At 60.1% G+C, this 26,546-nt stretch carries 22 protein-coding genes and 1 pseudogene; 9 read left to right on the top strand and 14 right to left on the bottom strand.

What is annotated here, in order from left to right:
* Both RBH20_RS17945 and RBH20_RS17940 read left to right on the top strand, forming a co-directional pair.
* Positions 1–491, top strand: a pseudogene (locus RBH20_RS17945) (hypothetical protein); the annotation flags it as partial.
* Between the two features lie 201 nt (positions 492–692).
* On the top strand, positions 693–1,244 hold the full coding sequence (locus tag RBH20_RS17940; protein WP_306711209.1) for a hypothetical protein: 552 nt from the start codon (positions 693–695) through the stop codon (positions 1,242–1,244).
* Positions 1,245–1,250: 6 nt separating this feature from the next.
* Here RBH20_RS17940 and RBH20_RS17935 read toward each other — a convergent pair whose 3' ends face one another.
* A complete protein-coding gene (locus RBH20_RS17935; RefSeq protein ID WP_306711207.1) occupies positions 1,251–1,754 on the bottom strand; it encodes a GbsR/MarR family transcriptional regulator in 504 nt (167 codons plus the stop codon).
* A 146-nt stretch (positions 1,755–1,900) separates the two neighbouring features.
* Between RBH20_RS17935 and RBH20_RS17930 the strand changes: the two genes are divergently transcribed.
* Both RBH20_RS17930 and RBH20_RS17925 read left to right on the top strand, forming a co-directional pair.
* The gene (locus RBH20_RS17930; RefSeq protein WP_306711205.1) at positions 1,901–2,254 is read left to right on the top strand and encodes a transcriptional regulator; all 354 of its coding nucleotides are present in this window, start codon (positions 1,901–1,903) and stop codon (positions 2,252–2,254) included.
* A gap of 121 nt (positions 2,255–2,375) precedes the next feature.
* Entirely contained in the window at positions 2,376–3,251 is an 876-nt protein-coding gene (locus RBH20_RS17925; protein WP_306711203.1) for a fructosamine kinase family protein, read from the top strand.
* Positions 3,252–3,293: 42 nt separating this feature from the next.
* Here RBH20_RS17925 and RBH20_RS17920 read toward each other — a convergent pair whose 3' ends face one another.
* The 4 genes from RBH20_RS17920 to RBH20_RS17905 form a co-directional block, all read right to left on the bottom strand.
* Positions 3,294–4,673 (bottom strand): sugar porter family MFS transporter, encoded by a 1,380-nt coding sequence (locus tag RBH20_RS17920; RefSeq protein ID WP_306711201.1) that lies wholly within the window; start codon positions 4,671–4,673, stop codon positions 3,294–3,296.
* A 109-nt stretch (positions 4,674–4,782) separates the two neighbouring features.
* Positions 4,783–5,988 (bottom strand): ABC transporter substrate-binding protein, encoded by a 1,206-nt coding sequence (locus tag RBH20_RS17915; protein WP_306711199.1) that lies wholly within the window; start codon positions 5,986–5,988, stop codon positions 4,783–4,785.
* Complete coding sequence (locus RBH20_RS17910; protein WP_306711197.1) at positions 5,985–7,166, bottom strand: ABC transporter substrate-binding protein; 1,182 nt, start codon at positions 7,164–7,166, stop codon at positions 5,985–5,987. The genes RBH20_RS17915 and RBH20_RS17910 overlap by 4 nt, the downstream gene beginning before the upstream one ends.
* Complete coding sequence (locus tag RBH20_RS17905) at positions 7,163–8,203, bottom strand: ABC transporter substrate-binding protein (protein WP_306711242.1); 1,041 nt, start codon at positions 8,201–8,203, stop codon at positions 7,163–7,165. Before RBH20_RS17905 ends, RBH20_RS17910 begins: the two co-directional genes overlap by 4 nt.
* Before the next feature lie 505 nt (positions 8,204–8,708).
* On the opposite strand from RBH20_RS17905, the gene RBH20_RS17900 reads away from it, so the two are divergent.
* From RBH20_RS17900 to RBH20_RS17890, 3 genes are all read left to right on the top strand, one after another.
* A complete protein-coding gene (locus tag RBH20_RS17900; RefSeq protein ID WP_306711195.1) occupies positions 8,709–9,182 on the top strand; it encodes an Lrp/AsnC family transcriptional regulator in 474 nt (157 codons plus the stop codon).
* A gap of 423 nt (positions 9,183–9,605) precedes the next feature.
* The gene (locus RBH20_RS17895) at positions 9,606–11,093 is read left to right on the top strand and encodes a proton-conducting transporter membrane subunit (protein WP_306711193.1); all 1,488 of its coding nucleotides are present in this window, start codon (positions 9,606–9,608) and stop codon (positions 11,091–11,093) included.
* Positions 11,083–13,488, top strand: coding sequence for a DUF2309 domain-containing protein (locus tag RBH20_RS17890; protein WP_306711191.1), 2,406 nt, complete (start codon positions 11,083–11,085; stop codon positions 13,486–13,488). Before RBH20_RS17895 ends, RBH20_RS17890 begins: the two co-directional genes overlap by 11 nt.
* 285 nt (positions 13,489–13,773) lie before the next feature.
* Here RBH20_RS17890 and RBH20_RS17885 read toward each other — a convergent pair whose 3' ends face one another.
* The 3 genes from RBH20_RS17885 to dgoD form a co-directional block, all read right to left on the bottom strand.
* Positions 13,774–14,802 carry an LLM class flavin-dependent oxidoreductase gene (locus RBH20_RS17885; RefSeq protein ID WP_306711189.1) on the bottom strand — a complete coding sequence of 343 codons (1,029 nt, stop codon included), beginning with the start codon at positions 14,800–14,802 and terminating at the stop codon, positions 13,774–13,776.
* 429 nt (positions 14,803–15,231) lie between these two features.
* On the bottom strand, positions 15,232–16,263 hold the full coding sequence (locus RBH20_RS17880) for an NAD(P)-dependent alcohol dehydrogenase (protein WP_306711187.1): 1,032 nt from the start codon (positions 16,261–16,263) through the stop codon (positions 15,232–15,234).
* Between the two features lie 69 nt (positions 16,264–16,332).
* A complete protein-coding gene (dgoD, locus tag RBH20_RS17875) occupies positions 16,333–17,484 on the bottom strand; it encodes a galactonate dehydratase (RefSeq protein WP_306711185.1) in 1,152 nt (383 codons plus the stop codon).
* 120 nt (positions 17,485–17,604) lie between these two features.
* Here dgoD and RBH20_RS17870 point away from each other — a divergent pair, with 120 nt between their 5' ends.
* Positions 17,605–18,378, top strand: coding sequence for an SDR family NAD(P)-dependent oxidoreductase (locus RBH20_RS17870; RefSeq protein ID WP_306711183.1), 774 nt, complete (start codon positions 17,605–17,607; stop codon positions 18,376–18,378).
* A gap of 5 nt (positions 18,379–18,383) precedes the next feature.
* Here the strand turns inward: RBH20_RS17870 and RBH20_RS17865 are convergent, their stop codons facing one another.
* The 6 genes from RBH20_RS17865 to RBH20_RS17840 all read right to left on the bottom strand — a co-directional run bounded on the left by RBH20_RS17865 (position 18,384) and on the right by RBH20_RS17840 (position 25,141).
* Entirely contained in the window at positions 18,384–19,859 is a 1,476-nt protein-coding gene (locus tag RBH20_RS17865) for a rhamnulokinase family protein (RefSeq protein ID WP_306711181.1), read from the bottom strand.
* 26 nt (positions 19,860–19,885) lie between these two features.
* The gene (locus tag RBH20_RS17860; RefSeq protein ID WP_306711179.1) at positions 19,886–20,539 is read right to left on the bottom strand and encodes a class II aldolase/adducin family protein; all 654 of its coding nucleotides are present in this window, start codon (positions 20,537–20,539) and stop codon (positions 19,886–19,888) included.
* 60 nt (positions 20,540–20,599) lie between these two features.
* Positions 20,600–21,760: an ABC transporter ATP-binding protein gene (locus RBH20_RS17855; RefSeq protein WP_306711177.1), complete on the bottom strand. Its 1,161-nt coding sequence runs from the start codon at positions 21,758–21,760 to the stop codon at positions 20,600–20,602.
* A gap of 91 nt (positions 21,761–21,851) precedes the next feature.
* Complete coding sequence (locus RBH20_RS17850; protein ID WP_306711175.1) at positions 21,852–22,730, bottom strand: carbohydrate ABC transporter permease; 879 nt, start codon at positions 22,728–22,730, stop codon at positions 21,852–21,854.
* Positions 22,730–23,662 carry a carbohydrate ABC transporter permease gene (locus RBH20_RS17845; protein ID WP_306711173.1) on the bottom strand — a complete coding sequence of 311 codons (933 nt, stop codon included), beginning with the start codon at positions 23,660–23,662 and terminating at the stop codon, positions 22,730–22,732. Before RBH20_RS17845 ends, RBH20_RS17850 begins: the two co-directional genes overlap by 1 nt.
* 36 nt (positions 23,663–23,698) lie before the next feature.
* Entirely contained in the window at positions 23,699–25,141 is a 1,443-nt protein-coding gene (locus RBH20_RS17840) for a sugar ABC transporter substrate-binding protein (RefSeq protein ID WP_306711171.1), read from the bottom strand.
* A 342-nt stretch (positions 25,142–25,483) separates the two neighbouring features.
* Here RBH20_RS17840 and RBH20_RS17835 point away from each other — a divergent pair, with 342 nt between their 5' ends.
* Complete coding sequence (locus RBH20_RS17835; RefSeq protein ID WP_306711169.1) at positions 25,484–26,518, top strand: galactitol-1-phosphate 5-dehydrogenase; 1,035 nt, start codon at positions 25,484–25,486, stop codon at positions 26,516–26,518.
* Positions 26,519–26,546 lie beyond the last annotated feature (28 nt).

Below are 26,546 nucleotides of genomic sequence, written 5' to 3'. Positions count from 1 at the left end.
AGCAGATCCAGAGCGATACTGAGTGGGAACTCCTCCAAGAGGACCAGACTGAGGGGGGCGTCACGTTCATTGTCAAACAGGATACAAACGATCTGGCGGACAAGGTCTCGGGAGCGGCGTCGGTCGTTGTCAGGAGCCTATATGTCAGTAGATACGAGCGGGAAGCCGACACCTCTCAAGACGTGACCGTCTACAAGCCGAAAAACGGCTGGTACGAAGGAGTGGAACCGTACCACATCACCGGGACTACGGGGACAGTGCGAACAGTCGGTGACACGACTGCCGTTCGCTCCGCGACGGTTACGTGGGACCAGACGAGGCCCGCGGGGACGTATGCAGAACTCGCTCTGGTCAGGCTGACAGGCGATGCCCCGAAAACGTTCGACATCTCTTTCGAGTTCAAGTCGGGCGAGACGACAGTGACTCGGCCGGCGTGGGTCACCAAGGTCCGAACCGGACCGGAGGCCGGACAGTCACGGAACGCATCGTAACGGGAAGGCTATCTTGTACGGTCTGTGTAGAGCCGTCACCCCCTACGAACTGTCCGAGAGTGACGACGAGGCGTCGAGACTGGAGATGCAGGCAGCAGGGTGGCAAACTGTGCTTCGGCGTTCGCTCCACGGGCTGAAAGTGTCCTGTCTGCTGTCTGTATGGTCGGTTTTTATTTCTCTCCCTGTGAACGCTCCGATAGAATGGCATCCTACGACGCGTTTGACCCGGCCGTCGAAGTTAACGGGCAAACGGTACTCACGATAGTTGAGGCGGCGATGGGGAAGTTCTCAGACGAGTACCGAGACCGGGCGCTAACGGCGCTCGCTTCGGAGGGGATCACCGAACCGGCGGCTGATGAGTGGTACCCACAGCAGGCCTGGCTGAACGCGTTCGAGACGATTGCCGATGACCTGCAACCGCACGTTCTTGACCGACTCGGCGAACAGATACCCCGCGTCGCGGACTGGCCGAACGACTTTGATACTGTTCCGGCGGGCCTCCAGTCGATAGACGAGGCTTACCAGCGGAATCACCGCGGCGGGGACATCGGGCAGTATCGCTTCGAATCCGTTGGCGACCGGACCGGCGAGGTGACCTGTGAGAACCCGTATCCATGTCCGTTCGACCGTGGTCTCATCCGTGGGGTTGCCCAGCAGTACGCGCCGGTCGACGCGTTCGTGTTCCTCGAAGAAACGGGCGAGACGTGTCGCCGGCACGGGGACGATGCGTGTACCTACACGGTCTACTGGTAGCGGTGACTACTGCTCGTACGCTTCAAGCGCCTCGCGGAGTTCGGCGGCCGAGTACTCTGATGCGAGCTGTACAATCTCTTCCAGGTCTTCGTACGTCTCGCGGAGATTTCGAACGCGCTCTTGCTCGCGAGTATCTGCCGACATCTGCTCTTCCGCCCGGCAGATGGTCCTGAGCGTCGTCTGAACTTCCCGCTGGATGTATTGCTGGAACACGTCCTGCAGGATGAACCAGATCTCGCGTTCGGCCTCAAACCGGACTCGTCTCCCGCCCCCTGTAGACGACCTGCGGTGGATGAGTCCGACACGCGACAGTGTCCGCGTGACGTTACTGACCGTTGATTTCGCATAGCCAGTTTCATCGACCAGTTCCGGAATAGAGAGCGGCGCTGCAGCGAAGTACAGCACGCCGTAGATGCGCCCGGCACTTCGGCTGAGGCCGTACACCTCTGCCGACTGTTCCATCGATTCGATGATACGTTCCCGTGCGACCGAATTGTCATCATCACTCATGAATCCGAACTGGCTGCCCTGTTTGCCGCGTGTCCTGCTGTATCATATTTCTGGCTATTACTTCCGTAAGTATTAAATTGTTTGATTGGTTTGTTCGGATTGAGCCGAACAAACAGAAACGATCGCCGATACCCTCCCTACAACTCATGGCAAGCACTTTCCCACACCACCCACCGGTTGACTATGCACCTCGAGAGCAGACGAACGTCGTAGTCAACGGTACCGAACCGACTGATGTCCTTCAGATCCTCTCGTCCGATGCCGCCCAGGAGATATTGGGGGCGGTCAGAGACGAACCGCGGACCGCATCGGATATCGCGGACACAGTCGACCGCTCACTCCAGAGCGTCTCCTATCATCTCGACCGTCTCTGTGAAGCTGACCTTATCGAACCCGCCGAAACGTGGTACTCGGAGAAGGGGACGGAGATGACAGTGTACGCCCTCGCTACGGAACGACTTGTCGTGCAGTTCGGTGACAGCGCTGACCGGTCCGTGTAGCGTCACAGCTGTTTCGAGCACTGCCTGTTCCCAGAAATTTCCAGTCAGGGTCGGGCAGATCTGTTTTCGCTGCCGAAACAGAGACAAACAGACATATTCGACCGCTTCTCGTACGCCGAATATGGATGACGGGACGGGCGCGGAACGAACGAAGGCGACAGTGTTACAGCGGGTTTCGAGCGTACTAGACGCCGACGCTCACGACGCGACGGAGCTCGACGGCGGGGAAGTCGGGTCGGTCTACCGTGTGGCCTTTCGCGACCGTCCTGATTTGGCGGTGAAAGTCGACGACTCGCCGCTCGGAATCGAGGCAGCAATGCTTCAGTACCTCGACCGTGACACGCCCCTCCCCGTTCCGGACGTCCTCCACGTCGAACCGGAACTGCTCGTACTGTCGTTTATTCGCGGCGACGGCCGATTCGACAAGCGGGCCGAACGCGACCTTGCGCGACACGTCGCGGCTCTCCACGACATCTCGGCTGACGCGTTCGGTTTTCCGTTCGATACCCTCTCGGGCCCGTTCAGTCAGTCGAATCCATGGACCGAGTCGTGGATCGATTTCTTCCGCGAGCGACGGCTCCTCCCTTTTGCAGAGGCCGCGCGGAACGATGGAACCTTGCCAGCCGCCGAGTTCGACCGGATACAGCGACTGGCGGAAACGCTCGATGCTCGCCTCGTCGAGCCAGCCACGCCATCGTTGTTGCACGGCGATATCCATCCCGGAAACGCTGTCGTGGCTGACGGAACCGTTCGAGCCGTCCTCGATCCAGCGATCTATTTCGGCCACGCTGAAGTTGACCTAGCGTACGTCGATCGACTGGATTCGATTGGAGCTGCCTTCTACGACGAATACCGACAACACCGCGACATTTCCACAGGGTACTTCGAAGACCGACGCGACGTGTATGTCGCCTTTCACGCGCTGGAGAACGTGCGGTTTCTCGGCGAAGACGGACTCCCGAGACTCGATAGTGCGTTAGACCGTCTCGGGGTGTAAACAGCGAGAGCGGTGGATTCGCCCGCCGTTCCGATGGCTGGCTCAGTCAGCCAACGAGATGTTCTGCCGGAGGTCGTCTTCGATTGCCTCAAGCGTCCGGCCCTTGGTTTCGGGGACGTAACGGTAGACGAACACCAGTCCCAGGAGACTGCAGAGACCGAACAGCCAGAACGTCGCAGAGGTTCCGACGCCGTCAGTGAGGACGGGGAACGTCAGCGACACGAGGAGATTCGCACCCCAGTTGGCGACAGTAACGACGCCCATCGCCGACCCGCGAACGGAAAGCGGGTATATCTCAGATATCAGGAGCCAGAAGACCGGGCCGAGACCGATTGCAAAAAAGGACACGAACAGCATCAGGCTGATCGTGGCGATAATACCGAGGCCGCCTTCGAGCCCGGGAAGGTAAAATACGGTACCGAGGACGGCGAGGGTCGCAACCATCCCGCCGACACCGACAAGCAAGAGCCGGCGACGACCGACGCGGTCGACAAGCATGATTGCCACGACCGTCATCACTACGTTGATCGTCCCGATGCCGACTGTCGCGAGGATCGAGGCCACACTTCCAAGGCCGGTGGACTCGAGAATTGTCGGGGCGTAGTAGATGACCGCGTTGATACCGGTAATCTGCTGGAAGACAGCGAGTCCAAGCCCGACCACGAGCGCGGGACGGAGCCACGGAGCCAGCAGGTCCCGAACGCCGGTTTCGGACTGTGTTTCGACGGTCTCTTCGATCTCGTCGAGTTCCTGCTCGACACCGTCGGACCGCGTTCGCTTGAGCACGGCTCTGGCCTCGTCTTTCTGCCCATGCTCGAAGAGCCAACGTGGGCTCTCAGGCATCTTCAGAATGCCAATAGCAAGAACGACGGCCGGGACTATCCCGGCACCGAGCATCCAGCGCCACGCGCCAGCGTCGGCGAACGCGTAGTTGACGAAATACGAGAGCAGGATTCCGGTAGTCACCATGAGCTGATTGAGCGAGGTGAGTCCGCCACGGATCTCTGGTGGTGCGATTTCAGAGATGTACAGCGGGCCGACAATCGACGCGAAGCCGATAGCGACGCCGTCGATAAGCCGACCGGCGACGAGGACGGGGACGGTCGGCGCGACGGCCATCGTGAACGATCCGACGAAGAACACGATAGCCGCGATGAGGATGAGGCGACGGCGACCGAGGCGGTCGGCCAACTGGCCACCCACAGCCGCGCCGGCCGCGGCCCCTGCCATCGCGCCACTGACAATGATCCCCTCGACGAGCGGCGACATGACGAACGAGTCCTGAATGAACAGGAACGCGCCCGAGATGATCCCGGTGTCGAACCCGAACAACAGTCCGTTCAGCGCGGCTAACGCGGAGACGACGTAGACGAACCGGTCGCCGCCACCGCTGAGGACATCGCGTATGGTAGCTGTGGACATCTGTATAAATGTGAACTCGAATCTGTGTAAAAGTCTTTCCAAGTCTATTCGCACGACAGCGGAGCCGCTGGAAAGTGCCTGTGGCAGGCTGTGCTGGAAAACGGTGTCGTTATTCGTCTCTACCGTCGTTGATAATTGTCGCGAGGTGCTCCCGGTCGAACAGGTGCGCCTCTGTGAACTCCTCGGGGAAGTACCGCTTCGCGTACCGTTCGATCATGAATAGGTTATGCAACGGGCCGGTGTAGATCGGGCCGCCGCGAAACACCCTGTCATTCTGGACGGCCCGCAACCGACTGCCCACTTCGTGGTCTTTCATATAGGCGAGTACTGAGTTCTCGAACTCCTCACGGGTCTTCCCTTCGCGATGGTATCGCAGAAGGAGTGAGTCCGGATCTATCTCAAGCAACGTCTCGTAATCGAGTAATTCTGAGCCGGAGTATCCTTCGACGCCGGTATCAGCAAAGGCGTCGGAAATTCCGAGCGTCTGGAAGTGTTCCTTGTTGGCTCCGCTCCCGCTGATCCGATACGGCGTGAACGCTTCCGGCTCCTCGCCGGCGAACATGAGCGCGGCGTTCGGTCGCTGCTCCGGTGCTGGGAGCCGAGCCTGCACCGTTTCGACCAGTTCGTTGTGGAGTGAACGGATCGCCTCGAAGCGCGCCCGTTCCTGAACCATCTCAGCCACTTTCTCGAACGCCTCGTACAGGCTGTAGTACCGGTAGTCGTGCCAGTCATCGGTCCGCCGGAAGATGAGGTTCCCGAGAAACGGTGCGACGTTCTCCCGAATCTCTGCGAGGTCCGACTGATTCCACGCCCCAAGCCAGTCGATAAGTGCGTTGGGATCGATGAGGTGCAGGTCTGCGTCCATCTCGTAGAACGGTTCTTTCGAGACGCCATCGTTCCAGAGCTGTGTGAGCCCGTCGAGGCCAATAGACACTCCATCGAGTTCCTCATAGTGCAGCGTCTTGTACCGTCCACGGTACCAGATCGACTGTACTGCGTCGCCGTGACCGAGCGCGACCAGCATATCGATATAGTCCGCGGTGAACGGGGCGATTGTCTCGGGCACAGTTTCGAATTCGACGGTTCCGACTGGCTCCATCGTCACTGAATACGCCCCGCCGGAAGTCGCTGGATCGGTCTCAGTAGCGCTCGCTCCGGTATCTGTGGTCATGTCGCTGGTCTCGGCCACTGAAGACTCCTGACTACTATCGCCCGAACATCCGGCGAGCAATCCACCGAGAGCGAGTGCCCCGCTGCCTTTGACAATTTCTCTCCGTGTCAGTCGTTCGAACGTCGCTCCGTCCGAGCCAGTCATTCGAACTCACCCGTGACGATATCGGCGATTTGCTGTCGGTCGAACAGTTCAGTGTCGGCGGTCACGTCGCCGAAGATGTCGGGATAGAGTTGTTGGGCCGCCCGTTCGGTCAAAAAGAAATTATGAATTGGCCCCTGTCGGAGGTAGCCACCGCGATACACGCGTCCGTTCTGTACTGCGGTCAGTTGACTGCCGACGGTGTGGTCCTGCATGAACTGCAGGACAGTCTCCCGGAACTCGGTCGCCGATTTCCGCTCGTGGCCGCGGATGAGAATAACGTCTGGATCGACCGATAGAAGCGTTTCGTAGTCGTATTCGCCCCGATTGGTCGTGCTGAGGTTCTCAATATCCGTCCCGGCGAGCGCATCGGTAACCCTGAGGTCACGCCACTGCTTCTTACTCGTCCCCTTGTCAGTCAATCGATAGGGGGAGAATGACTCCGGTTCGTCGGAGCCCTCGTAGGTAAGGAGGACGTTCGGACGCTCCTCGGCCGGCGGGAGTTGGCTCTGGAGGTCCGCAATGTAGTCGTCGTGTAGCTGTTTGAACGCTTCGTACCGGGCCTGTTCCTGGAAGACCTCTGCGACCTTCTCGAAGGCCTGATAGAGCGTGTAATACCGGTAGTCGTGCCATTCATCGGAGCGACGGAAGATCAGATTCCCGATGAACGGAGCGACGTTCTCGGTGATTTCGTCGACGTCCGACTGCGACCAGTCGAACCAGTTGACGAGCATCTGTGGGTCATAGAGGTGCACGTCGCTGTCGAGTTCGTAAAACTCCTCTTTCGTTCGGACCTCCGGATTCGCGTCAATCGTCTCTTGGTCGACGGAAACACCGGAAAGCTCATCGTAGACGTACGTGTAGTAGCGATCCGCCCCGCCGATACCTGTGAGACCATCGGCCTGTCCGAGGGCCACGCCCATATCGGCGTAGGCGCCACCGTAAGGGAGCCATCGCTCGGGAACCGTCTGGAACGTAACGTCGCCCACCGGCTCCATGGAGACGGTATACGATCTCGTCCCGGTCGCCGTGGGTGTCTCTCGATTCTCTCTTGGGGTGGATTCTGAGACAGCATCGCCGGCACACCCGGCGAGTAAACTGCCGCCTGCAATTATCCCAGCATCCCTGATATAGTCCCTACGTGTAGGCCGTCCACGCGGCGTCTTCTCGGCGTCAGTCACTGTCCCGCACCCGTGATTATGTCGGCGACCCGCTGGCGGTCGAACAGTTGTTCCCCGGCGGGAATTTCGGGGTACGGATCGCCCTCGGCGTAGCCTGGCCACTCACCGAACTGGTCGGGGTACAACTGTTTCGCGGTCATCTCCGTCTGGAACAGGTTCAGAATCGGACCCTGCCGACGCGCACCTTGCGCGTATATCTGTCCCTCTTGGACAGCAGTGATTTTTCTTGTCACCTCGTTGTCCTCCAGCTGTGACCGGATATCGTCGAGATTGTGGGACCCCGCCATTGGCCCGAGAACGAGTAGCACGTATGGATCGGATTCGAGAAGCAGTTCGGTGTCGAGCGTGATGTTCCGTCCGTCGTCGCCGTACCCGTCACCGACAGCATCGGCTAACGCATCGGTCGCACCCAGCGGGCGGGTGTGAGCAGCGTAGTAGCCCGGATGGTTCATCTTGTAGCCCCAGATTTTCTCGCCGGATGTAGAGAACAGGACCAGTGCCGCACTCAGCTGTTCACTTTCTGACGGAAGGCCCGCGCTGATAGTTTCCATCATCGATTCGCGGACAGATACGAATGCCTCGTATCGTTCCCTTTCCCGAAAGACCTCCGCGATCTTTCCGAAGATTTCCCAGAGCGTATAGTAGTCGTACGCATCGGGCCAGCCTGATGGCGGCTCCTGCTGCGTGCCGCTGAGCGTGTTTCCGAACCACGGGCCAACGTTTGTGCCTATCTCTTGGAGGCTGTCGTTGTCCCATCCCTCGGCTGTCGCAACCTTCGCTGGATCAGCTATGTGGACATCGCTGTTCAGTTCGTAGAGTTTCTCTTTTGACGGTGGCCACGAAGCATACAGGCCCTCCCAGTCGATTGAGACGCCTTCCAGTCGGTGGAGGAACTTCTGATAGAGCGATTGGTGATATTCAGGCGCGTGCATCGCGTTGATCGCATCCCCCCGACCGAGTGCGACCAGCATATCCACGTGGTGGCCCAGTATCGTGAACACACTCTGGGGAACCGATTCGAACTCGACGGTTCCCATGGGAGACATTGTAACAGTGTATCCATCGTCAGCCGTTGTTGGTTCAGTCACTGAGGATGACTGGCCTCCTGTGCCTGTCTGGGTCGGGGCTGCTTCTGATCCGGACTGACCTGTACACCCCGCTAGCAAGCCGCCACCCACCACCGCACTGCCGTATTTCATGTAGTCACGTCTCGTCGGGCCCTCGCAATTCGTGTCATCTCTCGACATAAATGTTAGGCCTGCCTAAAAATATATAACTGCTTCGGAGTTTAGGCGCACCTGAAAACGAAATCCTGCGGTAGACTTAGCCCAGTCATCCCAACTGCTGGGTGCGTGATGGCTTTCACCGCAGCCTTGCTCATGAACAGGATCATCTCAGTGCTGTCCTCCCAAAATCAGATCTGGCCCATCGATTGACAACTGTATCAAGAGCCGTCGAAATCCCCTCCCATTGGTAACAGCTACAGCAGCGCTATCGGCGGAACGTACAACAGTAAAGTGTCCTTGCTGTGGACACACTAGTATGGCCGACGAGGAAATCGACGACGTGGACAGAGCAATCCTGTACGCATTACAGGAAGATGCTCGAAATATGTCGTCCGGGGACATCGCAGAACGAACCGATACGTCCGACAGCACCGTCCGGAAGCGCATTAACCATCTCGAGTCCAGCGAGATCGTCAAAGGCTACAGCGCTGATGTCGACTATCAGCAGGCGGGCTACCCGCTCCGGATGTTGCTCTACTGCACAGCGTCGATTCCCGAGCGAGGCGATTTAATCCCCAAAATCCTCGACATAGACGGCGTGGTATCGGTTCAGGAACTGGTCACCGGCGAGGAGAATCTCCTCGTGACGGCCGTCGGTAAATCGGATAGCGACATCACACCCGTCGCCCAGGCACTTCTCGATATGGGACTGACGGTGGCCGATGAAGTACTCGTCCGGAGCCATGAGACGACGCCCTTCGGTAAGTTCGATTCTGGGAACGAGAGCTAGCTGCGGGACTGCTGTTGCGGAGCTGTATGCCAACGATTGCGCACCCGGGAACATACGGCTGGCCACGTCATCAAAGTGACCGACGCAGCCTCCATCACGATCTGATTTTCGAGTTCCCTCAACGAACAGTCTGGTAACATCACCACCGCTCAATACGCAATCAGTCTCTGATTGTCGAATCTGTGTGCCTGTGTACCGGAGACTCGCCTTCCAAGAAGTTTGCCGGCACAGGCTGTGAAGGACCCGGTTAATACCCTGGCAGTGCTTTTGGCTGGACCTTTGCCGGAAAACATAATGTTCTATAATGCACTTCTTTAGGAACAAATTGGTAGTATAGAAGGATTTAATAACCAGTCCGTTCGCACTATGGGTGAAGACAACTAGAACCGGTCAATCACAGTCTGTGATTGGTCACGAACAACGATGTCAGGACACAACTCACCGAAGACGGTTGGATCACTCCCGGACACGACGGCTGACTCGCCGCTCGTGCCTGTCGCACTCACATGGCTCGTATGGTCGATGCTTGCCGCGAGCATTGCTGTGCTTGCCGTCCGAATCCGAACCGAGTTCGTGTGGGAGATACCCGGGATTGTCGCCGTCGACGGTCTGACAGTTCTGATGTGGGTAGTTGTCACCTTCTTCAGCGGTATCGTTCACAGCTACTCGCGTCGCTATCTGGCTGGGAGTCGCCTCAAAACGTCCTTTTTCGCCACCGTGTTCGGTTTCACGGTGGTTGTGATGGGGCTGGTCGCGGCTGACCACCTCGCTCTCTTCGGGGCGCTGTGGCTCGCGATGGGGCTGCTGATGGCGAAACTCATCGGTATCGTCAGCGGCTGGGATCAGGCACAGGCAGCTGCCGCGGTCGCCCGCAAGTACTTCATTGCCAGCAGCGCGCTTCTCGGTGTCGCGCTGGCGGCACTGTGGTGGGTGACCGGTGCGACCACGGTCTCCGGAATTACTGCAGCCTCCGACTCACTCGGTGGCCCGGTGTGGCTGGTCGCCGCAGGCGCACTCGTACTCGCGGCGATGATTCAATCCGCGCTTGTTCCGTTCCACGGCTGGCTCCTCTCTTCGATGACCGCGCCGACGCCTGCCTCCGCGCTGATGCACGCTGGGTTCGTCAACGCGGGTGGCATTCTGTTGACTCGTTTCGCGCCGGTCATCACCGTCGACCCTGCGCTCATGCTCGCAATCGTCGGCGTCGGTGGTGCCAGTGCCATTGGCGGGAAACTCCTGAAATCTGTTCAGACGGATATCAAGGGCAAACTCGGCTGTTCGACGGTTGGCCAGATGGGATTCATGATCATGCAGGCCGGCCTCGGATTTTTCGGGGCTGCTATCACCCACCTCATCCTGCACGGCTTCTACAAGGCCTACCAGTTCCTCAGTGCCGGCGGACAGGTCGAACACACGACCCCGAGCGAGGAGACACCACACACGATTGGAATGACGACGAGCGTCGTCGGCGGCGTCGTCACACTGCTGACCGGGCTCGCCGGCGGCGCGGTGTTTACAGTGCTGACAGGGAAGGGAGGGCATGTCGACAGTGGTCTTCTGCTGACCTTCTTCGTGGTGTTCACGACGCTCCATGCGGCCCGCAACGCTGTCCAGCATACTTCGCTTCCGACGGCGGCCCGCTACGGGGCCGTCCCGATAGTCTTCTTCCCCGCCATCGTCATCTACGCCGCGGTCTACACGAGGGTCTCGGGGCTCATATCTGTCAGCCCCGCAACGACCGAACTGACATTGCTCCACGGCATCATCGCCGTCTTCTTCGTCGGTATCTACATCGGCATCGAGACCGGGATCCACGAGCGTAGCCAGCGTCTCTACGTGGCGCTGCTGAACGCCGGCCAGCCGTCGGCCGACACTGTGCTGACCACGACGGAGGACTACAATGAGTACTGAATCCACCATCCACGACAGTATCGACAGCGCAGCGACCACCGTCGGCTCCCTCTGGCCCATCCACTCGTTCGTGACGGCAAACCCCCTCGCGGGGTTCGAGGACCAGCCGTTCAGTGAGGCGGTCACGCAGGCAGCCGACCTGTTGGGCGGCCGTGGCTACCCAAGTCCGGAGACGTTCCGTGCGGCGCTGCAGCGCGGCCAGATAGACACGGAAGTTCTCGACGCGGAACTCTCCGAGGCCGGCTACGAGAACGACCCCGAGATACTGCTTGACCAGATGGCCGAAGCGACCGATGCCACGGACAGTGACTCCGACACTGCCTCGGAACGCGTCGATCAGGTCCTGACGAAATGGCTGTCAGCGTTCCTTGATGAGGGGAGCGCCCACTGGTCGATGCCGAACCGCGAAGCGGGGTTTTACACCGCCTTCCGCGGCGTGGCCGAACACGACGGCGATATCCCCGATGAAGGGATCATCACCGACCTACCGGAGACGCCGACCGAGACCATCGAAACAGTGCTTGCGTCGTACCCGGAGAGCCAGTGGGTGGCCATCATCGAGGAGCAACTGGCCGCTCTCCCGGGCTGGACGGGACTCATCAAGCAGCGTGCCGATGACGAGGGCGCGTGGCAGTCGACGTACCCGATTTCGCTGGCTGGATACCTCGCGGCCCGTCTGGCCCTGCTAGATGCCGTCGGTGCTGATATCGTTCCCTCGAACGATAGCATCAACCCGGGCCCAGCTGCCGAACTCGCTGGGGCGTTCCTGCGCGCCTGGGAGGAGACCTATCGCGGCGACCTGGTCGAGACAGTTGCCACGGAGAGCCAATCGCTGGCCGACAGCGACAACTCGGGCCGCCCGGACGCGCAGATGGTCTTCTGTATCGATACCCGTTCGGAGATCATCCGCCGCCACATCGAGGCTGCAGGCGACTACGAGACCCACGGCTACGCTGGATTCTTCGGTATTCCGATGGAGTATCAAGGCTATGATACTGACGTGTCGGTCGACGCCTGCCCCCCGATTCTCGACCCACAGCATCACGTCACCGACGTGCCAACCGACGACGACACCCAGGAGAGCCATGATCGTTGGTCGGGTATTCGTGAAACCGCCGACGAAATTATCGAAACGCTAGAGGCGAACGCCGCCACGGCCTACGGCTTCGTCGAAACTGCAGGGAGTGGGTACGGCCTCGCACTCGCTGCCCGCACGCTTGTCCCCGGTCGCGTGCACGGCCTATTCGATGCGGCTGACGGCTCGGTTCCCGACGAACACGAGTTCTGTGACCCGCTCGTCCACCACCAGCACACCTATACCGGTGATCTGCCGGTGGGGCTGACCACCGGTGAGAAAGTCGAGTACGCCGCCACCGCGTTCGACCTGATGGGCTGGGAGACGTTCAGTCGCCTCGTCGTCTTCACCGGGCACGCCAGTGAGACGACAAACAACCCCTACGATTCGAGTCTTGACTGTGGTGCCTGCGCCGGCAACCCCGGCGGCCCGAACGCCCGTGTGCTGGCGGCGATTTGCAACGACACCGAAGTCCGGTCCGCGCTCCGCGACCGCGGCTTCGAGATTCCCGACGACACCGTCTTCGTCGCCGGTGAACACAACACGACGACCGACGAGGTGGAGCTATACGACAGCGACGTGCCCGAGAGCCACGCTGACGACCTCGGCCAGTTGCGCGCCGACCTCGCCACCGCTCGCGAGAACGCGACTGCAGAGCGTGCCGAATCGATGGGATCTGACGCGTCGGCAGGGGTCAGCGAAACGGAGCGCCGCGCCGCCGACTGGGCCGAGACCCGTCCTGAATGGGGCCTGGCCGGTAACGCTGGCTTCGTTATCGCCCCCCGCGAACTGACGAGCGGTGTTGACCTCGACGGCCGCGCCTTCCTCCACTCGTACGACTGGTCGACCGACCCTGACGGCGAGGCGCTGGAGGCGATTCTCACCGGACCGATGGTCGTCACACAGTGGATCAACACCCAGTACTACTTCTCGACGGTCGACAACGCTGTCTACGGTAGCGGGTCGAAGGTGACCCACAATCCTGTCGGCAACATCGGCGTCTACCAAGGCAACGGCGGCGACCTGATGACCGGCCTCCCGCTGCAGTCACTCATGGCTGCCGACGACGACCTCTACCACCAGCCGCTCCGCCTCTCGACGGTTATCCACGCGCCGGTCGACCGCGTCACCAATGTACTTGCTGACCACCCGGAGGTGGCGAACCTGCTGGATAACAACTGGCTCTCGCTAACGGTCATCGACCCCACGCAGGACCACCATGCCTTCGAGTACGAGCGTGATTTGGAGTGGTCGCCCGTGTCTGAGCTGTCCGAAGCCGACCTTGCGGAACCGACCGCCACTGCGGCCGCGGACGACTGAGTTGATCCGAATAGGCCGTATCTGAAACCGCTGGAGGCCAGTGCCTTTCCGAAAAAACGCCATCGTAGCGTTTTACATCTGTATATTAAATACGCGCTCTAGAAAACAACACTATAGAACTATAAATTCAACTATGGCCTCAAAATAGGCATCTATATGATCAAATTTAACAAGACAAGCATAGGAAATCCAAATAAAGACTTCGAATAGGACTTTACTAGCATAAAATGGGCCTCAAAGATTGTAACGCAGTGACCTGCTCCCAATCCACTCCAGTAGGAGGGTCTACTGCGGTGTGAGGCCGACGCCGTCTGCGAGCAACTCGTGGGAGCGGAGCGCGTCAGCGTGGTCGCTGACAACATGTTGAATCATCACCTCATCGACGCCAACCCGATCAGCCAGCTGTTCGAGTAGGTCATTGAGTGTCTCTGGACTGCCGGAAATCGCCCGCGGCCACTCACCGGTATCCAGCGTGGCAGGCGTCGGTTCGGGTACGGCTCCAAGCTCGTCGATTGCTTCCTCGATAGATGGTGTCGTACCGATGACTCCTCGCTCCATCCGCTTGAACGAGGCTTCGGCCACGGCACGGAGCCGCGCCGCTTCCTCGTCGGTTTCGGCACAGACTGCGTTTACCGCAACCATTCCTTCTGGCTCGCCCACACTGCCGGCCAACTGCGACGACTGGAAGTGGTTTCGGTATTCCTCGAACGAACGGACAGCCAGATTCGGTCGAATGAACGCAGCGAAACAGTAGCGCAGACCGAGCTTGCCAGCCAGTGCGGCGCTCGACGGGCTTGAGCCGAGAACCCACGGAACAGGTGTGTCCCCACCTGAACTGGGAATCTCGATATCGCTGTACGCGTGTCCGTCCGGGTAGCTATCGTAGAGATGCGAGACGACAGCCTCGATTTTTTCGGCGTGGTCTTCGTCAGGGTTCCGGACACGTCTGTCCGTCCCGAGTGCCCGGTCGACAGCCGGAGAGCCGTTGGCCCGCCCAAGCCCCGCGTCAATGCGTCCTGGCGCGAGCGCGTCAAGAGAGCCGAACAGTTCTGCGACTTTGAACGGACTGTAGTGATTGAGCAGGACCGCCCCCGATCCGAGCCGGATCGAGTCGGTTTCGGCGGCGAGGTTGCCCAGCAGTACCTCGGGTGTTGTTCCTGCAAGTTTCTTTCCCATCCCGTGGTGTTCCGCCACCCAAAAGCGGGAGTAGCCGAGGCGTTCGGCCTGCTGGGCAGCATCGATGGTGTTCGCATACGCGTCAGTTGCAGTGCCCTCATCCGGGACCGGAGAGAGGTCAACGATTGAAAGGTCCATATCCGCCCACAACGGTTGTGGGGTATAACCGTTCGGCTACTCACAGTGCGTGGGTATCTCACTCTGGCACACCACTCTGATAGATCGTCATACCTAAGCACAACTAAATCATAGAAAACCAATCGGACTGTGAAATTACGTTTTAAACAGAATATTTTATTTTGCTGTAATGGCTATCTCTGGGAAGTGTGATGGTTGTAGAGTAGATATCTCGGGTATCTACCGAAACCCCTCAGGATCCCAAATAATGGGACTCAAGCGCTATCTGACTGTCCATTTAGATAATATACCGCCTCATTGATTGTTTCAGAGTCGCGTCATGAGGTCGTGCGTACAACGGGCATGCTGAAATTACTACCAATACTCAGTACCATCTGTATATCTATCATATTGTGCTTTTTCAGGACAGTCTTCTCAATGCAGTGCCGGTTACGAATCAAGTGATATCATGCCCTTGACCACGGTCGGCTCCATCGCTTGGCGGAACGCATCGTCGATGTCTTCGAGTTCTGATTCGAAGTCAATGATACCCTCGACGTCGACTTCGCCGTCGGCCAACAGGTCGACAGCCGCACGATAGGTGTTCTTGTACCGGAACGAACCGTGGACATCGACTTCGTTGTCGATGAGTTCCAGCACGTCGATTGGGACCTCCGCTTCGCTAGCGAGTCCGACTAGAACGACCGTGCCGCCCCGACTAACCACGTCGACCGTCGACTTGATCGACGGCTCCGCACCGGAGGCTTCGATGACCACATCAGCACCGACGCCGTCCGTGTACTGGGCGACCGCCGTATCGAGATCCGTTTCGGTAACGTTGACTGTCAGATCTGCTCCACGTTTTTCAGCGAACTCTAGTTTTTCGTCAACGACGTCGGTCAACATTACCTCCGTCGCGCCTGCGGCGCGCGCGGCCTCCATCACCATCAGCCCGATCGGTCCGGCTCCGGTTATGAGCACTGTATCGCCAGTTCCAACGTTACCGCGTCGGCAGGCGTGTATTCCGACCGAAAGCGGTTCGCACAGCGCCCCCTCGGCGGTGGAGACCGATTCCGGGAGCGTGTAGGCGAAGTCGGCCGGCCACGAGACGTATTCCGTGAACGCGCCGTCGTGTGGCGGCGTCGCCATGAACCGCACGGATTCACAGAGGTGATAGTCGCCGCGCTTGCAGTGGGCACAGCGCCGGCAGGGAACGCCGGGTTCAAGCGCGACGCGGTCGCCCGTTTCGTGGTCAGTAACGTTCTCGCCGACTTCGACGACTTCACCCGCACTCTCGTGCCCGAGGACGAGCGGGTCTTCGACGACGTAGTCGCCGATACGACCGTGTCTGTAGTAGTGGATGTCGGAGCCACAGATGCCGACGTCGCGCACGGCAACAAGTACGTCGTCGGGCCCGGGCGACGGTCTGGGACGGTCCTGTAGTTCGAACTCAGTTGGTTCTACCAGTACAGCAGTTCGCATACCTGTTCGAACGGAACAGAGCCATAAAAATACACAGGGTGGTCGGATTGATTCGGTCGCCGCGGCCAGTTACCACTCCGCGACGCTCCCGTCCTCATGGTGCCAGACCGGGTTGTACCAGTTGACCTCTGTCTGTGCCAGTTCTCGAATGAGGGCCTCGTCGATGTCGATACCGAGTCCGGGGCCGGTTGGTCGTTTGACGTAGCCGTCTTCGAACTGGAACGTCTCCGGGTCCTCTAGGACCTTGAGTCGCGGGCTCGTCGCTGGGTCGTGTAGATCGAGGTCCTGTTCGTGCAGCACGACGTTCTGGGCGCAAAACCCGACCTGTAGGCTCGCCGCGAACGCGACGGGACCGAGCGGGCAGTGCGGAACGACGGCCACGTCGAACGCTTCCGCCATCGATGCGACCTTGCGCATCTCGCTGATGCCACCGACGTGGGTCACATCAGGCTGGAGTATCGACACCCCGTCGTCGACGAGGAGGCGCTTGCAGTCATAGCGCGAATAGAATCGTTCGCCAGTCGCTATCGGGACAGTCGTCCGCTTGGAGATACTGGCAAACGAGTCGTCGTGTTCGGGGAGCAACGGCTGGTCGATGAACATCAGATCGAACTGTTCGAGCCGTTCGACGAGATCCGCAGCCATCGGTTTCGAGACGCGGCCGTGAAAGTCGACGCCGACGAGGGCGTCGTCACCGACGGCGTCACGGATTGCGGCTACGCGCTCAACCGCATGATCGACAGCGCTCGGCGTTTCAATCGGCCGAAACTCCCGGGCAAAATTGAATTTGAACGCTCTGTAGCCGCGTTTCCGGTCCTCTCTTGCCGCGACAGCCACGTCTTCGGGATCGTCACCACCGAGCCACTGGTAGACGAGTAGTTTATCGCGAACGTGTCCGCCGAGTAGCTCGTGCACTGGTGCGTCGTAGTGTCGCCCCTTGATGTCCCAGAGCGCGTGATCAATGCCGGCGAGCGCGCTCATGAGTATCGGCCCGCCGCGGAAGTAGCCGCTCTGGTAGAGCTTCCGCCAGTGATACTCGGTTCGGAGCGGGTCGGCCCCGAGGAGATACGCCTCGATGAGTTCAGTGACTGCGGCCCGAACCGTCTCTAACCGACCTTGAACAATCGGCTCACCCCAGCCGACGATCCCTTCGTCAGTCTCCAGCTTCAGAAGCAACCACCGCGGCGGCACGGCGAACAGTTCGAAGTCGGTGATTTGCATAGCTGTGTTATCTGCAAGGGAGTACTTGTAATGACTGGCTGCCGATATCGGTCCAACAAGGACTGTGATAGAGATAGGCGTACATTTATGCTGGAGGCTACCGGAGCACCAAGCGTACGCATGAGTGTACTTGACAGTTTCTCCCTCGACGGAGAGACAGCTATCGTCACCGGTGCTGCGCAGGGTCTCGGCAAGCAAATGGCGACCGGTCTCACGGAGATGGGGGCCGACGTGGCTATCGCGGACGTGAACCTCGAGAAAGCGGAACGGACGGCCTCGGAACTCGACGGCGAAACGGACGTTATTGCGACTGAGGTCGACGTGACGGACGAAGCCTCCGTTGAGGCGATGGTCGAGGACGTGACCGACCGCCTCGGACCAATTGATGTACTGGTCAACAACGCCGGCATCGTCGAAAACTCGCCTGCGGAGGAGACGAGCATCGAGTCATGGCGGCGTGTCGTGTCAGTCAATCTCGACGGCGTCTTCCTCTGTGCCAAACATGTCGGCCAGCAGATGCTCGAACGGGGTGAGGGCCGCATCGTCAATATCTCCTCGATGTCGGGCTTCGACGTGAACGTCCCACAGAAACAGGCCAGTTACAACACGACGAAAGCTGGCGTCAGAATGCTGACCCAGTCACTGGCGGTCGAGTGGGGCGATCAGGGCGTCCGCGTCAACGCCATCGCGCCCGGGTACATGCGGACCGAACTCGTCGACGAAGTGCTCGAAGAGAACCCGGAGATGGAGGAAACCTGGCTGGAGAATACGCCGATGGGCCGTCTCGGTCGACCAGAGGAACTGAAAGAACTGGTTGTCTATCTCGCATCGGACGCCTCGTCGTACATGACGGGGTCGACCGTCGTGATGGACGGCGGCTACACCTCGCAGTGAAAGCGTCAGGCTCCGGACAGCGATTCGTCGGTCAGTGCAGCCAACCGATCTTTTGACTCGGCCAACTCACCACCAGCCTGTGGTTCGTAGGTCGTCGTCTCGAACGCCGACTCGATCAACTGCCGACCAGTCTCGATGTCCGGCACGCGCCCCGCCGCAACGGCCTGTGTGAGGATGTTGCCGACAGCCGTTGCCTCGACTGGCCCAGTCGACACTGGGCGGTCGGTGATGTCGGCCAGTAACTGACAGAACAGTTCGTTTCTCACACCGCCGCCACCGAGAACGATACGTGACGGTGGGTCGTCGACGACTGCCGCGAGCGCATCGAGTTCTAGCGCCACTTTCGCTGCCAGACTGTCGAGCAGACAGCGGACGAGACTACCCTGTCCCGTCGGAACGGGCTGGTCCGTTCGGCGGCAGTAGGCCCGAATCTGGTCGGGCATCGGTTCGTCGATGCTGAAAGTTTCAGCATCCGTATCAACGAGCGCGGTCCGTGGCTTTGCCTCTTCTGCGGCCGACAGAAGCGTCTCGTAATCGGCCGGTTCGTCCGCCTCGCGCCACGCTTTGCGACATTCTTCGAGCAGAAAGAACCCGTTGATGTTCTTCAGGAGCCGAACGGTCCCGTTGACGCCGAGTTCGTTCGAGACGGCGTGCTCGAAGGCGGCATCTGTCCGTACTGGTTCGTCTCGCTCGACGCCAAGGATGAACCACGACCCCGTGTTGAGAAACGCGGCGTCCTCGGCGAGCGGAAGGCCGGCGACGGCCGCCGCCGTGTCGTGGCTCGCCGGCACCACGACCTCCGGCGTCGAAGACAGGCCCGAAACGACGGTGTCGTCGACGGTACCGAGGCGCTGACCGGGTTCGGACAGGTCCGGGAGCAGGTCCGTCGGAAGCGACAGCTCGTCGAGCAGGTCGGTGGCCCACGTCCGTGCCTTGGGATCGACCATCTGCGTGGTCGAGGCAATCGTCACGTCGCCCGCCGGTTGTCCCCCTATCCGTGCCGAGAGGAGCTGTGGCATCATGAGCAAGCCGTCGCTTTCTTCGAGAAGTTCGGGCTCGCGTTCGGCGATAGTGTGGAGTTGCCACAGCGTGTTCGGTGTGTTCCAGTTCGCGATGCCGGTCGCGTCGAACAGCCGCCGCTTCCCGACAGCCTCGAAAACTTGCTCGCGTGTGGCTGTCGACTTGGGGTCGCGGTAAGAGACCGGGTCTCGGAGCAGTTCGCCGTCGGCCAAGAGTCCGAAGTCAAGCCCCCACGTGTCGATACCGACCGTATCGAGGCTGTCGGCGTGGTCGTCGGCAGCCCGGATTCCGTCGCCGATGTGATCAACCAGCGCGCCGACGTCCCAGACGTAGCGGCCGTCCCGTTCGACGGGTCGGTTATCGAACCGGTGGACTTCTCGTACGGAGAACGACGACTGGGTCACCTCGCCGAGGAACACTGTCCCGCCGCTCGCGCCGACGTCGATAGCGACGTGGTTCATGGATCAGTTGGGAGAGGCATGCGTGGTCACTGCCCGTAACTGTCGAGCTTGTCGGCCAGCCGGTCGATCTCCTCGTCCGGAAGGATTTCCGGCTCGCCGATAGCCCGGGCCTGATGATGGATACGTGCGCAGTACTCAACCATTAGCGCGACCGTGTAGGCGTCGGCCAGCGTTTCGTCAGCTGTCAGGACGCCGTGGTTGCGCAACAGCGTGGCGTTGAACGATTCGCCCAGCGCGTCGACGGCGGCCTCGCCGAGTTTCTCGGTCGCGTGCGTTTCGTATTCGGCCACGGGCACCTCTGTTCCGGTGAACGAGAGGAGGTAGTGCGATGCCGGTATCGCCTCCCCAAGCGAGGCGAACGTCGTCGCATACGGCGAGTGGGTGTGGACGACGCCGCCGACCGCCGGTCGCTCGCGGTAGACGGCCAGATGCATCGGAAGCTCCGTCGACGGCTCAACGTCACCCTCAATCACAGTGCCGTCCATCTGTACAACCGGAACGTCTTCGGGTTCGATCTCTCCGTAGGGGATTCCTGACGGACTGATCGCGATGTGGTTCTCGTCGAGTCGGGCACTGAGGTTTCCGCCAGTCCCGGTGGTCAAGTCGTCTTCGAGCAGGCTCCGGCCGTACTCGCAGATAGCGGTACGCGTCTCGTAATGTGAACTGTCTTGATCTGCCATGTGTGGTCTGTCGATAACTGTCGGTTGATTACAGCCGTGAGGCGGTGACGGGTATCGCCGTCACTCGGCGGGCTTTATTTGCTCTTCGAGCGCCATCTCCGCGTCATCACCGAGTTGGCGCTGGTGGATCGTCTCGCCGCTGGCGGCGTCGAACAAGTGTACGTCCCGATCTGGGATCTCGACGTAGACGTGTTGGCCCTCGCTGATCGGGCGCTGCCCGTCTGTCTCGACAATGAACGTCTGCTCGTGGCTCTGTGCCCGCGCCTGGAGATAGACGTAGGAGATACTCCCCATCGGTTCGACGACGTCGACGATGGCCTCGAACTCGTGGCCCGAGTTCGCCCGGTCGTGGAGCGTCATGTCTTCCGGCCGGATACCGAGGGCGAGTTCGTTTCGACTTCCAACGGCTGACTGCATCCGTTCGGTCAGGTCGAAGTCGAACCCGTCCGCGCGGAGGGTTCCGCCCTCGACCTTGCCCTCGAAGAAGTTCATCGATGGCGAGCCGAGGAAGCCAGCGACGAACTGGTTGGCCGGGCGGTAGAAACACTCTAGCGGCGTCCCGACCTGCTGGAGCTCCCCATAGTTGAGGACGACGAGCCGGTCGCCCATCGTCATTGCCTCTGTCTGGTCGTGGGTAACGTACAGCGTCGTCACATCGAGGTCGTTTTGGAGCCGGTTGATTTCGGTGCGCATCTCCGCCCGAAGCTTGGCGTCTAGGTTCGACAGCGGCTCGTCCATCAGGAAGACGTTCGGGTCACGGACGATAGCACGGCCGAGTGCGACGCGCTGTTGTTGTCCCCCGGAGAGTTCGCCGGGCTTGTCGTCCAACAGCATATCGATGTCCATCATTTCGGCGGCGGAGGTGACGGCTTCCTCGATCTCGTCGGCGGACATATCCGTCGACATCTTCAGCCCGAAAGACATGTTTTCCTCGACGGTCATGTTGGGGTACAGCGCGTAGTTCTGGAACACCATCGCGATGTCCCGGGCGCGCGGTCCAAGTTGATTGACCACGTTATCGCCGATGCGGATATCGCCCTCGGATTGCGTTTCCAGCCCTGCGACAATGCGCATGAGCGTCGACTTCCCGCTCCCAGACGGACCGACGAAGACAATGAACTCGCCATCGCGGATGTCTAGCGAGACGTCGTCGACCGCGATGATTGACTCATCTCCTTCACCGAATCGCTTCGTAACGTCGTCGATTGTGATCTTTGCCATTATTTTGCCTCCAATGTGCGGCTAAGTGAAGCTACCGCCGCCGCAGGGGCGTAGTTCGCGAGCGATACCTGTCGTGGTGTGGACAGCGTCGTCATTCTTTGATCACCACGCCGAAGCTGAGCCCGGCCGCGAGGTATTTGTTGACCGCGATGAGGAAGATGACGACCGGAACGATCATCGCCGTCGAGGCGGCTGCGAGCATCCCCCACTCGATCGAGCGGGAGCCGATGAACGAGTAGACAAACAGCGTCACCGGCACTGCCTCGAAGCTCGTCAGCACGAGTCCGAACAGTAGCTCTATCCACGCGAAGATGAAGCTGATGATGGCGACCGAGAAGATGCCGGGCTTGGCCGCCGGCAGGACGACTTTCCTGAAGCCCTGGAACTGTGTTGCACCGTCGACGCGGGCGGCCTCCTCTAAGGTCTCGGGAATGCCGTCGAAGAATGCCTTCATCACCCAGACCACCAGCGAGAGGTTGATGCTGACGTACATCAGCACCATCCCGACGCGGGTGTCGAACAGATTGAGCTCCCGGAAGATGATGAAGAAGGGGAGCACGACGGCAATGGGTGGGAGCATCCGTGAAGAGAGTATCCACACGAGCACGTCCCGCTCCATCGGGATGTCATATCGCGAGAGCACGTAGGCGGCGGGAACGCCGATCAATAGCACGAGGACGACCGACGCGGACACCATGACGAGGCTGTTGGCGAACGCCGCGACGAACCCGGAGTCCTGGAACAACTGGATGTAGTTGTACACCGTCGGCAGGAAGATCCAGTCGGGTGGCAGCGAGTTCGCTTGGCCCGGGGGCTTCAGCGACATCGAAGCGAGCCAGTACAGCGGGAACAGTACAATGAACGACCACGTCAGCAGAATTGTGTGTCGAACCACCGTGACGAGCTTCTCCCGCGTGTCCTTGTCGAGTCGCTGTGACGCGGTCGCGGAGTCGCCATCCGTTGTCGCCATCAGTCCCACACCCCCTCGAAGCCGACCTTCGCAATGATGACGTTACACAGTGCAACGACGAGGACGAGGTAGACGATGGCGATCGCTGCGGCCACGGTGATCTGGTTGTTGATGAACATCTGTTCGTAGATATTGATGCTCACGAGCTGGGTCGCCGTCCCCGGCCCGCCGCCAGTGAGCCCGTACACCACGCCGAACGTCCGGAATAAGTCGATCAACCGGATGAGCGTCGCAACGAACACGACTGGCTTCATGTAGGGGATGATGACGTGGACGTAGCGCCGCCACATCGGCGCACCGTCGACGCGCGACGCCTCAATGAGTGTCTTCGGTACCGACGAGAGGCCGGCGTAGAAGATGATGAACATGAACGGCGTCCAGTTCCACGCATCTAGCAGGATCACCGTCAGCAGCGGGACATCAGAGAGGAAACTCGGCGCTGCGAACGGTGTGCCGGTGTTTATGACGTACGGAATGATGCCGATTTCGCTGTTCAGCATGATCCGGCCGATGGTCGCGAGCGAGACGGGGGCAACGGCCATCGGAATGATGAACAACACCCGGTAGAACGACTTCGCCCGGTCGGAGCCGACGCCGGCGACGAGCGCGGCCAGAACGAACCCGAGGACCGTTTCGAGGAGCAGCGCGCTGACGACGACAGTAATCGTGATGATGAACGAGTGGATCGCGCCGCCGCGGGTGAACGCCGTCTCGAAGTTGCGGAGCCCCACGAAATCAGCTGCGAATACATCGAGTGTCGGCTCCGCGACTAGGCTGAGATACAGGTCGTAGGCACCGGGGAAGAAGGTGATCATCACCATCACCGCCACCATTGGTGCCATGAACCAGTACGGGAGGTAGTCGTTCCACAGGTCCCGCAGCCTGGCGAAGGTCGATTGAGGTGTCGTTTCCGTTTGCGTTGGTGTACTCATTTGTGGGATGTGTTGTGGCGCAGGTGTGGCTTAGATTTAATTGCTGTAGATGTCTTCTGCGATGGACGCCGCTTGGGTCATCGCCTCCTCGGCGGACTTCTGGCCGGCGATGGCGCGCTGCAGTTCCTCGGAGTACCGCTGGCCCCATTCGGGGTACTTCCGGTCGAACGGGTCCGGCGCTGCTTCCTGCAGGGATTCGAGCGTGACCTGTGCGAAGTTCTCGCCGACGCGAGAACGGAACTCGTCGTTCTCCCAGACGGACTGCCGGACGGAGAAGGCGGCGTCGCCCTCGACGTGCATCCAGGTGTTGGTCGGCTGCGAGGACGCCCACACCATGAACAGGAACGCCTGCTCGGAGTTCTGGGCGTTCTTCGACGTGGAGATCTGCCAGTTGAACGCGTTCGGCGAGAACTGGCCGTCGGCCGGGCTGGGAACCTTCGCGATGCCGACCTTGTCCGCAACTGAGGAGTCAGAGCCGGTAAGACCGGGCCAGAACAGGTTCGCGTCGGAGACGATGTGACCGGCGCGACCCTCCTGCATCGTCGAGAGCACGTCTGACCAGGTCTGGGTCGAGGCCCCTTCGGGACCGTAGTCCTGCAACAGGCTGACGTACCACTCCGCGGCGTCGATTACGCCGTCCGAATCGAGGCCGGAATCGTCCGGGAAGCTGTCCCAGAGTTCCGCACCGTTCTGGCGCAGGAACGTGTTCAGGATGTAGATGTTCATCCCATAGCCCTTGTCGCCACGGCCGACGGTGCCGACGACGTCGGACTCGTTCTCGTGGATAGTCTTGGCGTTCTGGCGGAACTGTTCGAGCGTCTCCGCGACTTCCAGACCGTGCTTTTCGTAGAGGTCTTTGCGGTAGAACTGTGTCTGGACTTCGACGGTAATCGGCATCCCAGTCCATGTGTCACTGTAGCCACCACCGTGAGCCTGCCACCGCGACGCCTCGAAGAGGTCGTCGGGCTCGTACCAGTCTTCGTCGAAGAGACTGTCGTCGTCAAAGAACGGGTCGAGCGGCTGTATCCAGCCCTCTTCACGGAACTGGTTGACGACCTGATCCATGTAGAAGACGTCGAACTGCCCGGCGCCGGTACTGACGTCCGTCTGGCGCTTGGTCCTGAACTGCTGTTCGGGCAGGACGTTCCAAACGACGTCGATTCCGGTCAGTTCCTCGAAGACGGGGACTGCGGGCTTGATGGCTGAAACCCAGGGGTGCTGGACGGCTCCGATGTTGATCGAGGACCCCTCGAACTGTCGCCAGTCGATATCGGCGTCCTCGTACTCGCTGAGAGGAACCGCGAGTTCACCGTCGCTTCCAGCGGTGCTGGTTCCGCCATCGGAACCACCGCTACCATCACTTGAGCCGTCACTCCCACTTCCGTCTGAGCCATCGCCGCCTCGTGTGCAGCCAGCGAGGCCGCCGAGTAGTCCGACACCTGTCGCTTTCAGAAACGTCCGCCTGTTGGAGTTGGTCATGCCAGTTTACCTCGTCACTATCGAAATACCGATGCATAATAAAGGTAATCATCTGTAAGGTAGAATACCCATCACACTGGGCGAGAACAGACGGCATACAGTACGGAAGCCCCCATCCACGAACTCATCTGCCTCCGGAGTACGGGTAACCGTGGCAAGATTTTAATACGCAGTCCAAAAACATCGAGAGTACGGATCGTAGCCGAGTCCGCTGTGTGTCCAGCTCAGCCGGACTAGTGACAACGGGCTACGGCCCAAACCACCCATGACCCGACCCACACCAACGCACGAAAGAGGTACTGCTGCAGTGACGACCGCGAGCCGACCGTTGGAGGACGACTGATGCGCGCTAGCATGTTGACCGATGTCGGCGAAATTACCGTCGAAGACCGTGACCGACCGGACCCTGCGGATGACGAGGTTCTCGTTCAGGTTGGCGCCTGTAGCGTCTGCATGACCGACTATCATATGTATCACGGCACCTTCGCCGCCGAAACACCACTGATTCTGGGCCACGAGGGTGCCGGGACTATTGCGGAAGTCGGTGCCGACGTTGCGGGCTTTGCGGTCGGAGACCGCGTCGCAATCAATCCCACCGTCCCCTGTAACGCCTGTTCGTACTGCAAGAGGGGGGAGACGCACCTCTGTGAGAACAACACGAGCATCGGTGGTGCCGGTGACACCATCCTTGACGGGGCCTTCGCCGAGTACGTCCGCGTCCCGGCTATCAACGTTGAGGACATCGGCGAGATGTCCTTCGAACGGGCCGCACTCGCCGAACCGCTCGCCTGTTGTGTCCACGGTGTCGAACAGGCTGACATCAAACCGGGAGACAGTGTCGGTATTATCGGCGCTGGCCCGATCGGCCTGCTACTCTTGCAAGCGTTCCGCAACGCGGGCGCTGCCCCAATCGTGGTTTCCGAACTCGATGACGAACGGCGAGAGCTGGCCGCCGACCTCGGCGCAGATGCCGTCATCGACCCCAACGAAGAAGATCCCGAGGAAGCGATCCCGGCGGCGGCCGGTGGACCGGTCGACGTCGGCGCTGAGGCTATCGGGCTCGTCCCGACAATCAAGCAGGCCAACGCTGTGACCGCGCCCGGCGGCTCGACACTCATCTTTGGCGTCCCGGACCAGGAAGCGACGATGGAAATCAGTCCGTTCGATGTCTTCTTTGACGAGGTTGACTACCGCGGTTCGTTCTCTCTGACGACTGAGGACTTCGAGCGAGCGATAACACTGCTCGAACACGAACGTATCGACGCCGAGCCGCTTATCACCGAACGTATCGGGCTTGACGACCTTCCGACAGCGTTTGAACGGATGGGCAACGCTGAGGGACTAAAGAAAGTCGTCATTCCAGACGGCTCTGAGTAAGCAAGTGCGATCTCCTGATACCGTTCGG

The organism is Haloarcula sp. H-GB4 (genome assembly GCF_030848575.1).
Lineage (GTDB): Archaea > Halobacteriota > Halobacteria > Halobacteriales > Haloarculaceae > Haloarcula.
The sequence above is the reverse complement of the archived record's forward strand: the minus strand, read 5'-3'. Positions and strand labels throughout refer to the sequence as shown.

Coding starts and splice junctions, on each gene's coding strand:
- RBH20_RS17940 (WP_306711209.1), top strand. CDS start 693: ATGGCATCCTACGACGCGTTTGACCCGGCCGTCGAAGTTAACGGGCAA.
- RBH20_RS17935 (WP_306711207.1), bottom strand. CDS start 1,754: ATGAGTGATGATGACAATTCGGTCGCACGGGAACGTATCATCGAATCG.
- RBH20_RS17930 (WP_306711205.1), top strand. CDS start 1,901: ATGGCAAGCACTTTCCCACACCACCCACCGGTTGACTATGCACCTCGA.
- RBH20_RS17925 (WP_306711203.1), top strand. CDS start 2,376: ATGGATGACGGGACGGGCGCGGAACGAACGAAGGCGACAGTGTTACAG.
- RBH20_RS17920 (WP_306711201.1), bottom strand. CDS start 4,673: ATGTCCACAGCTACCATACGCGATGTCCTCAGCGGTGGCGGCGACCGG.
- RBH20_RS17915 (WP_306711199.1), bottom strand. CDS start 5,988: ATGACTGGCTCGGACGGAGCGACGTTCGAACGACTGACACGGAGAGAA.
- RBH20_RS17905 (WP_306711242.1), bottom strand. CDS start 8,203: ATGGGAACCGTCGAGTTCGAATCGGTTCCCCAGAGTGTGTTCACGATA.
- RBH20_RS17900 (WP_306711195.1), top strand. CDS start 8,709: ATGGCCGACGAGGAAATCGACGACGTGGACAGAGCAATCCTGTACGCA.
- RBH20_RS17895 (WP_306711193.1), top strand. CDS start 9,606: ATGTCAGGACACAACTCACCGAAGACGGTTGGATCACTCCCGGACACG.
- RBH20_RS17890 (WP_306711191.1), top strand. CDS start 11,083: ATGAGTACTGAATCCACCATCCACGACAGTATCGACAGCGCAGCGACC.
- RBH20_RS17885 (WP_306711189.1), bottom strand. CDS start 14,802: ATGGACCTTTCAATCGTTGACCTCTCTCCGGTCCCGGATGAGGGCACT.
- RBH20_RS17880 (WP_306711187.1), bottom strand. CDS start 16,263: ATGCGAACTGCTGTACTGGTAGAACCAACTGAGTTCGAACTACAGGAC.
- dgoD (WP_306711185.1), bottom strand. CDS start 17,484: ATGCAAATCACCGACTTCGAACTGTTCGCCGTGCCGCCGCGGTGGTTG.
- RBH20_RS17870 (WP_306711183.1), top strand. CDS start 17,605: ATGAGTGTACTTGACAGTTTCTCCCTCGACGGAGAGACAGCTATCGTC.
- RBH20_RS17865 (WP_306711181.1), bottom strand. CDS start 19,859: ATGAACCACGTCGCTATCGACGTCGGCGCGAGCGGCGGGACAGTGTTC.
- RBH20_RS17860 (WP_306711179.1), bottom strand. CDS start 20,539: ATGGCAGATCAAGACAGTTCACATTACGAGACGCGTACCGCTATCTGC.
- RBH20_RS17855 (WP_306711177.1), bottom strand. CDS start 21,760: ATGGCAAAGATCACAATCGACGACGTTACGAAGCGATTCGGTGAAGGA.
- RBH20_RS17850 (WP_306711175.1), bottom strand. CDS start 22,730: ATGGCGACAACGGATGGCGACTCCGCGACCGCGTCACAGCGACTCGAC.
- RBH20_RS17845 (WP_306711173.1), bottom strand. CDS start 23,662: ATGAGTACACCAACGCAAACGGAAACGACACCTCAATCGACCTTCGCC.
- RBH20_RS17840 (WP_306711171.1), bottom strand. CDS start 25,141: ATGACCAACTCCAACAGGCGGACGTTTCTGAAAGCGACAGGTGTCGGA.
- RBH20_RS17835 (WP_306711169.1), top strand. CDS start 25,484: ATGCGCGCTAGCATGTTGACCGATGTCGGCGAAATTACCGTCGAAGAC.